Origin of the sequence: Crenothrix polyspora, from assembly GCF_900163755.1 — a bacterium.
GTDB lineage: Bacteria > Pseudomonadota > Gammaproteobacteria > Methylococcales > Methylomonadaceae > Crenothrix > Crenothrix polyspora.
In genome coordinates this window covers 1-2329 of sequence record NZ_FUKI01000035.1, presented here as the reverse complement: position 1 = coordinate 2329, position 2329 = coordinate 1, and the positions used below count along the sequence as shown (strand labels likewise).

The window sequence follows — 2329 nt, the reverse complement described above, 5'->3', positions numbered from 1 at the left end:
CTGATTTACGTGTTTTTACGCGAATCGGGTAGATATAAATCCTAAGACCGACAGACTCCTAGTTACTTTTTCTCGTAGCTCTGCGATTGTAATTACGAGTAACGTAAAAAAACGCTCGATTGGTTAATATGCGCTATGAATTGACTGTAAGTTTACAATTTAATCATATTTTTTGTGAAATAGTTCACTTGACAATGTATCACACGGTAGTAGCATTGGGTCAACCGCCCCCTTTTAAAACACGACCAAGAGATAGGAAATTAAAGATGAAACTTCACCGTTCACTCTCGTATCATTCTTTCGGGCTGCTTGCTTTATCACTGCTTGTTGCCCCCATCATTGAAGCCGCCACCCCCCCTGTGGTTACTCCTCCCGTTAATAAAAAGCCTGTTGCCAAAGCGGGGCTTGACCAAACTGTCGGTTTGGGTGCTTCCGTTTCTCTTAACGGGAAACTCAGTGTTGATCCAGGGGGTAAGATTGTAACTTATCAATGGACTCAAATTGGTGGCTCTAAGTTGCCTTTGGTAAATGCCAGTAGCGTTATAGCATCGCTGCAAACGCCAAAACGCAATAATAATTCAAAACCCATGACACTGATATTTAAGCTCACCGTCACTGATGCTAAAAAAGCGGCGGCCAGTGATACAGTTGTCGTTAATGTTGTTACCGGCGAACTTAATGATACCGGTATTACTAGTTGTGGCGATGCGACAATAAATGGTCGCGCTTGTCCATTTGTTGGTTACTTGGGGCAAGATGGCGAATCTGGGCGTGATGTCACCCGCAATAATAACCTCGATGGCTATCGTGGTTTCAGTTTTACCAAAATTAGCGCCTTTGGCAAAACGTTGCCGCCTTCTGTAGATAGTTGGAATTGTGTCAAAGACAATGTTACCGGCTTAACCTGGGAAGAGAAGACTGACCCGCGTGTCACCAGCGTTATCAATAAGGTCGAGAGTAATATCAGTGGTCTGCATTATGAGGGTTGGACGTATACATGGTACGAACCCGTCAACAGTAAAAATGGCGGTAAGGCGGGGATACAAGGTGGTGGTAACTGCAATAAGACACTCAGTGCTTGCGACACCGCTGCTTATGTAAAAGCCGTTAACGCAGCGGGGTGGTGTGGTGCAAAAGACTGGCGTTTGCCTACTAAAGAGGAGTTGCGCTCTATTCTCAACTACAGTAGAGAGGGTTCGTATGAGCCGGCCGTTGTGAGAGAGTATTTTCCTACCTACCTCGACAGAGATGACTCTGTGATTTGGACATCGTCTCCGTACGCCGGTAATGCCGGCAACGCATGGTATGTCTCCTCTGATTTTGGTTACAGCTACTGGGCTGATAAAGGCACTGAAGGTAAGGTTCGTTTAGTGCGTAGCGGACAGTGATTAGTAGTTATACGCCAGCAACTTGTCAAAAAGTGATCTTAATTAGCACCGTATTTCCCGATTAGCTATCAATTCCGGAGAGAATCATGCACAACCAAACAAAAAAAATCTTATTAGTCAGCCTATTGGTATTGGTGCCACTTACACATGTTGCAGCCCAAACCTGTAAAACTGCTAGTATTCCCGCGAGCAGCCCAACCACTCAGTTCACTGACAACAAGAACGGCTCGGTTACCAATAAAAAAACGGGGCTAACATGGAAAAAATGCAGCGAAGGCCAGATTTGGAGTCGCGCAAACGGCAAATGTGCCGGTACTGCGGCTTCTTATGGGTGGAAAGCAGCGTTAAATAGAGCGACTGTTATCAATAGAACGGGGGGATTTTTAGGTAAAACTGACTGGCGTTTACCCAATATAAAAGAACTGGCATCTATTGTTGAGGAGCAATGCTACAGCCCCGCTATTAATCTGGCTGTGTTTCCAGCTACCCCAGCCGCTTGGTTTTGGGCATCATCACCCGGTGTTGGTGTTGGGGGTGTTTACGCGTGGGGGGTCAATTTCGTCAGCGGTGGTGATGACTGGGCTTATAAAAACGAATTTGCTGGTCAACTTCGCTTAGTGCGCACTGGATTGTAATACGATAAGCGCAATCAATAGGGTACATTAGTCGTGTAGGGTGCATTTTGTGCACCTGATTTGGTGCGTAAACATTCCCTACATGGATACTACGGGTTTGAAAGTCATAAAACTGTGTTCCAAGTCGGTAATCCGACTCTTGAGTTCGTATGTATTCACCTGTAAGTAACATAAAAGACTGCCATTGTTTGGCTTGATGTCGCTTGGGCGATTACATCGCTAATTTTATCCAGGGAAGGGGTATTTACATACAGCGTTTTCAACTTAGGACAGTTACAGCCACCGTTCGTGCTGAGCTTGTCGAAG

The 2329-nt window shown here is 45.5% G+C and carries 2 protein-coding genes; both read left to right on the top strand.

What is annotated here, in order from left to right; translation table 11 throughout:
* Positions 1–266: 266 nt before the first annotated feature.
* On the top strand, positions 267–1388 hold the full coding sequence (locus CRENPOLYSF2_RS02345) for an Lcl C-terminal domain-containing protein (RefSeq protein WP_176371006.1): 1122 nt from the start codon (positions 267–269) through the stop codon (positions 1386–1388).
* A gap of 86 nt (positions 1389–1474) precedes the next feature.
* The gene (locus tag CRENPOLYSF2_RS02340; RefSeq protein WP_087142359.1) at positions 1475–2023 is read left to right on the top strand and encodes an Lcl C-terminal domain-containing protein; all 549 of its coding nucleotides are present in this window, start codon (positions 1475–1477) and stop codon (positions 2021–2023) included.
* The last annotated feature ends 306 nt before the right edge of the window (positions 2024–2329 follow it).